6 protein-coding genes are annotated in these 5333 nt (G+C 39.4%); 2 read left to right on the top strand and 4 right to left on the bottom strand.

The genetic code is table 11. The features are described from left to right. Positions 1 to 413: 413 nt before the first annotated feature. The 3 genes from G322_RS0117325 to G322_RS0117335 are packed head-to-tail and all read right to left on the bottom strand — an operon-like array spanning position 414 to position 2634. Positions 414 to 1061, bottom strand: a complete 648-nt coding sequence (locus G322_RS0117325) for a hypothetical protein (RefSeq protein ID WP_022942964.1) — start codon at positions 1059 to 1061, stop codon at positions 414 to 416. Positions 1062 to 1074: 13 nt separating this feature from the next. Beyond that, positions 1075 to 2175 carry a YcbX family protein gene (locus tag G322_RS0117330; protein WP_022942965.1) on the bottom strand — a complete coding sequence of 367 codons (1101 nt, stop codon included), beginning with the start codon at positions 2173 to 2175 and terminating at the stop codon, positions 1075 to 1077. Beyond that, positions 2176 to 2634 carry a methylglyoxal synthase gene (locus G322_RS0117335; RefSeq protein ID WP_022942966.1) on the bottom strand — a complete coding sequence of 153 codons (459 nt, stop codon included), beginning with the start codon at positions 2632 to 2634 and terminating at the stop codon, positions 2176 to 2178. A gap of 87 nt (positions 2635 to 2721) precedes the next feature. Here G322_RS0117335 and G322_RS0117340 point away from each other — a divergent pair, with 87 nt between their 5' ends. Further along, a complete protein-coding gene (locus G322_RS0117340) occupies positions 2722 to 3192 on the top strand; it encodes a hypothetical protein (protein WP_022942967.1) in 471 nt (156 codons plus the stop codon). Positions 3193 to 3327: 135 nt separating this feature from the next. Here G322_RS0117340 and G322_RS0117345 read toward each other — a convergent pair whose 3' ends face one another. Continuing rightward, the gene (locus G322_RS0117345; RefSeq protein WP_022942968.1) at positions 3328 to 3687 is read right to left on the bottom strand and encodes a DUF1422 family protein; all 360 of its coding nucleotides are present in this window, start codon (positions 3685 to 3687) and stop codon (positions 3328 to 3330) included. Between the two features lie 171 nt (positions 3688 to 3858). Here G322_RS0117345 and sthA point away from each other — a divergent pair, with 171 nt between their 5' ends. Continuing rightward, a complete protein-coding gene (gene sthA / locus G322_RS0117350; protein ID WP_022942969.1) occupies positions 3859 to 5289 on the top strand; it encodes a Si-specific NAD(P)(+) transhydrogenase in 1431 nt (476 codons plus the stop codon). The last annotated feature ends 44 nt before the right edge of the window (positions 5290 to 5333 follow it).

The raw sequence follows: 5333 nt of genomic DNA on the forward strand, positions 1-5333 counted from the left end.
GATATTTTAAGTCATTATTTGTAGTCCTAATGTTTAGCTTTATTTTATTCTACAGTTAGAAAATTGGCGCAGTTAGTTACTCGAAAGGTTATCATACTGCGTCTTGCCTTCGTCTCCGACTGAATAAAAATGGGTATATACCCATGTTACCTCAAGGTGCTTTGTCAGGCACAAGCTCGGTAACCAGAGCAAGACGCAACATGAGCGAATGGTTATTCCCTTTATGATTGTTGCAACGCTGGGCTGGTTTTCGAGCTTGCGCCCCGAAGGGCAAGGCAACTCGCACCAATCTGCGTTGTTATAAAATCTCGACTTAGAATGACTAGGCTTCAATTTTATGCATAGCACCTTGGCACGATTTTCCTTGCTGACTTTGCACCTTGAAGTATCATGGGTATAGCTATCGTCAGTTATTAATTCTGTCGCTTCACTAAATCGATAAATAGTGTTGTAGCCTCTTTAAACCCTTCATCCATTTTTATCATGTTACTTTTTTTATTGAACTGGCCAACGGTTTTCATCGCAGGACGAAAAATTAACTTAAAATGGCTTTCAGACTCTTCAATACAAAATTCATCTTCTGAAAAATCATCGTGTTCTTTTAAGTCATAAGTTTTAAATATCTTCACCAATGCACCCATTGTGGGTCCTGATACGGTGTGTTGTGAAAGGGTCATTCCTGCTGCATTGGAGATGATAATTTCAAATGGATTAGCGCGATATGCCAGTGTAGTATAGATTTTTCGTAGTTGATCGGAGGTGGGTTTGACTGCGGTATGAATACGTCCATCAATGCAAAATCGCACCAATTTTTCACGTGCCATGAATGCGATCATATCGGTATCAATAATGGAGTGTTCTTGCCCTAAAAAATCGGGTAACAGTTTTAACACATCAAGGTGATTTTTACGTTTAAAGCAATTACTGCGATCGAGGTGCAATAACCTCCCATCGGGTAAAATATAACCCGCTTCATGAACATCATTGGTTAAACCAAGTACTTCAATGAGCTTGTCGGTATCACTGATGGGTATTTGTGTATGAGCATTTATAACTTCCATGAAACCTCGATGATTAATGACTGATAGTAATGTCTGAGAGTGGAATACAGCTACAAGTGAGCACATAACCTTCAGTTAACTCTTCATTGGTTAGTGCTTCATTATTGAGGGTGAGCACTTCACCTTCCAGCAATTTAACTTTACAGCGTCCGCATTTCCCACCACGGCAAGAGTAGGGGATAGCAATGCCTGCTTGTTCAGCTTGATCTAATAATAGTTGCTGATTATCACCTGTCACTGTTATTGCTGATTGTTGATAGTGAATCTGTAACTGTTTTTTGTTATCTGTTGGTATTCCACCGCGTGAGCTGTATACAACGGTATCTCGTGTGGCTAATACCTGCACTTCATCTCCTGCGCGGATTAAACCATTGTTCAGCGGAATGAGGTTTTGTCCAAAATCGACATCACCTTGGTGATAGCGAAATTTAGCCAGTGTTGCAAAGGGTTCAGTTGGATCCGCAACGCCTGTTTTGGGATCAACATTAGTGAATAAGCAACGTGAACAGGGTTTACTTACCTCAAATTCCACTTCACCAATTTTAATACGTGACCAGCTATCTTCAACAAAAGGAAAATCACCGTTAACCACAATGTTAGGGCGAAAATTTAACGCAGAGACAGGGTTGTCTAGCTTAGTGTTAAGTAGATCAACGGAAGCTTGGTTCACTAATAGCAGTGGATAACCATCAGCAAACGCCACTTGAGTTTTCCTGTTTTTGACATAACGGGTACTATGGTCAGCAAAAAACACTAACTGGCAAGGTTGCTGTAGATACTCAGAAAACCAGTTATCGTAATCTTGATGACAATGCACCACATTCACTTTATCAGCCCAAATTTTTGAGGTTAATGTTTTGTTTGAAAACTGTTTGGGGTCGATAGTTAATTGCGCCATATTAGGCGCACTCAGTTGTAATGTTTGTTGCGCGAACTGCACATCGATTTGAGTCAGTTCGGGAGTTGTACGGCCTGTAACAAAATCACCATCAAGGTCGATAAGCATATAACGACGATCAAAACGTAATCCTTTCTCTTCCACATGTGCCGCAGGTTGGCTCACGGCTTTAACAGATTTAATCGGGTAGATATAAATATCGGTTAATATTTGCATCTATTTTACTCGTTCTGCTAAATAACCTTGGTAGTCGGGAATGCGTGTTTGATAAGTTTCATTGATATGCAGTGAATCCATTATAAAATCAGCGGTGGCAATGTTAGTGGCAACAGGAATGTTCCAAACTGCCGCTAAACGCAACAGTGCTTTGACATCAGGATCATGTGGCGCTGCATTCATCGGATCCCAAAAGAAGATTAATACATCTATTTCACCCTCAGAAATTTTAGCACCAAGTTGCTGATCACCCCCCATTGGCCCTGAAAATAGACAGGTGATAGGCAGAGATAACTCTTTTGATAGTATTGCCCCTGTTGTACCTGTCGCATAAAGGTGATGTAGTTTCAGTGCTTCTAAACGCTGTCCTGACCACTTTAGTAATTCTGCTTTCATATTGTCATGAGCGACTAATGCAATGTGTTTATGTTTTTTTAATTCACGTGTGGTGTAGTTCATTTTTTACCTCTTTAAACGGATGGCTAACTTGTAAAGTAAAGCTTATAGATTAAGCTAATATGATGATAGGTTCTTTATGGAGTTTTTATGTCAAATAGTGATCCGCTAGTGCTTTATTCTGCGATACAACTGCCTGAATTATTCAGTGCCGATGTAGATTGTAAGTTTATCGCTTTGAAAGTGAAGCAGGAGGCGCAGAACACTGCGTTGCATGCTATCTATATTGAAAAACAGACGCAGGCAGATAATATGCCCTTCTGTGCATTAATTACCGTCACTGAGTGGGAGGGTAAAAGTGAACGGGAAGAGTTTTTTATCGAAGCAGAAAATGCTGAACAGTTAATGGAAAAACTGGAACGTTTTGATGAAATTCACCGTTTTATTTTCTTAAAAGTGAACCGCTCACTCAAAATAGATACTGTTACCATGGCACCGCAAGCAATACTATGCACCCTATTCCCTGAGCTTGGTTTGTTTAATCCCGATGCCCCAGAAGAGGTACTCTTTGGTTTGAAAAATAGTTCATTGGCGTTATTAAATCGCCTAGAAAAAAAATAAAGGCTTTATTCAAAAAAAGACAACCGCGAAGTCGCTATGCTACATAGAAACGACAAAGACACAAAAGAAATATTTTTCTTCGTGTCTTTGTCGTTAATTTTTTTTGAGCTTTTCACTCATATTAATGATAAATGCTTATGCGTTGTAATGCTTATCGCCAAACATCCACTTATACATCAACCAGATAGTTAAAATAAGCGTGATGGTAATGGAGATAAAGTTTGAACCTAATTCAGGGTATAACGCGCCGGTATAAGCTGTGTGTGAAAAAATGCCAATAAAAAAAGTAGCCCATGCAGGGCGAATACTCACCTCATTATCTGCTTCTTTAATATAAAAGCCGTAAAAGTGGTTCACTGCAAAAAACAGAGTGAAAAAAGGAAAAATAGAAAACGTTGCCTGTGGAATGGTAAAAATAGAGAGACAAGCGTTCAGTGATAAACCAATTAAAAAAGTATAAAACAGCCATTTTAGTGAAATAGAATTTTTACTCATATGTGTGCCTTTTAGAAAGTAAGCTATTTACTAAAAATAACACGAAGTTGATTATTTTTCCCCTTTTTTATGCGTTAGGTTTGTGCCGCTCACGCTTTGTTACATCGATGTGTGACAAATGCAAATGAGTTGTTAATATCACTTTTTCTTTGTCTCCCTTAAAGGTTCCTCATGTCTAAATCAAAAAGTAGCAAACCCACTGCACCACGTTATGATTACGATGCCATTGTGATTGGTACTGGGCCTGGAGGAGAGGGATCCGCCATGACGCTTGCTAAAGGTGGTTTATCGGTGGCGGTCATTGAAAAATACAAAGATATTGGCGGGGGGTGTACGCATTGGGGCACTATCCCCTCCAAAGCACTGCGCCATAGTGTTAGTCAATTGATTGAACTGAAAAATAATGCGCTGTTTATCAATAACTATCCGCAAAAATCCTCATTTACCTTTGCTGATGTATTGCGTCATACCGAACAAGTGATCAGTAAACAGGTGGCCATGCGTAGTGGTTTTTATAACCGTAATAATTGTACGCTTATTTTTGGTGAAGCTTCTTTTGTGGATAAACATACTATTGCGGTAAGAAATAAAGATGGCAGTGTCGATAAAATTACCGCGAAAGATATTATCGTAGCGACGGGATCTCGTCCTTATCATCCTGAAGATATTGATTTTGACGCTGCTAATATCTACGACAGTGATACCATTCTTTCACTTGATTACCAGCCTCAGCATATTGCTATTTATGGTGCTGGGGTAATTGGCTCTGAATATGCTTCAATTTTTAGGGGGTTAGGTGTTAAAACAGACCTGATTAATACCCGTGATCGTCTGTTAGCTTTTTTAGATGCCGAAATGTCTGACGCTCTCTCTTATCATTTTAGAAATTCAGGTATCATTTTGCGCCATGATGAAGAGTATGAAAAAATAGAAAGCACCAAAGATGGTGTTATTTTACACTTTAAATCGGGTAAAAAAATGAAAGCGGATTGCCTATTATATGCCAATGGTCGTACAGGTAATACCGACAAGTTAAATCTACAAGCGGTTGATTTAAAGGCGGATGGTCGTGGTCAGTTAGCGATCAATGAACAATATCAAACCGGTGTAGAGAATATTTATGCGATTGGTGATGTGATTGGTTATCCAAGCCTTGCTAGTGCGGCTTATGACCAAGGAAGAATTGCAGCTCATACTATTCTCAACAAAGAGGGGCAGAAGAAACTCATTAAAGATATTCCAACGGGGATATTTACTATTCCTGAAATTAGTTCTGTGGGTAAAACTGAGCAGATGTTAACGCAACAGAAAGTGCCTTATGAAGTTGGGCGTGCACAGTTTAAAGATCTCGCGCGTTCACAAATTTTAGGATCAGATGTGGGCAGTTTAAAAATTCTTTTCCATCGTGAAACGAAAGAAATTTTAGGCATTCACTGTTTTGGTGAGCGCGCTGCCGAGATCATCCATATCGGTCAAGCGATTATGGAGCAGGAGGGGAAAGGTAATACTATTGAGTATTTTGTGAATACTACTTTTAACTATCCTACGATGGCAGAGGCGTATCGCGTAGCAGCGTTAAATGGGCTGAATAGATTATTTTAAATGGCCTTTTTATCTGGATTGGATAGTTGTGCTATCCCGCCATA

It is taken from the genome of Psychromonas hadalis ATCC BAA-638 (assembly GCF_000420245.1).
GTDB lineage: Bacteria > Pseudomonadota > Gammaproteobacteria > Enterobacterales > Psychromonadaceae > Psychromonas > Psychromonas hadalis.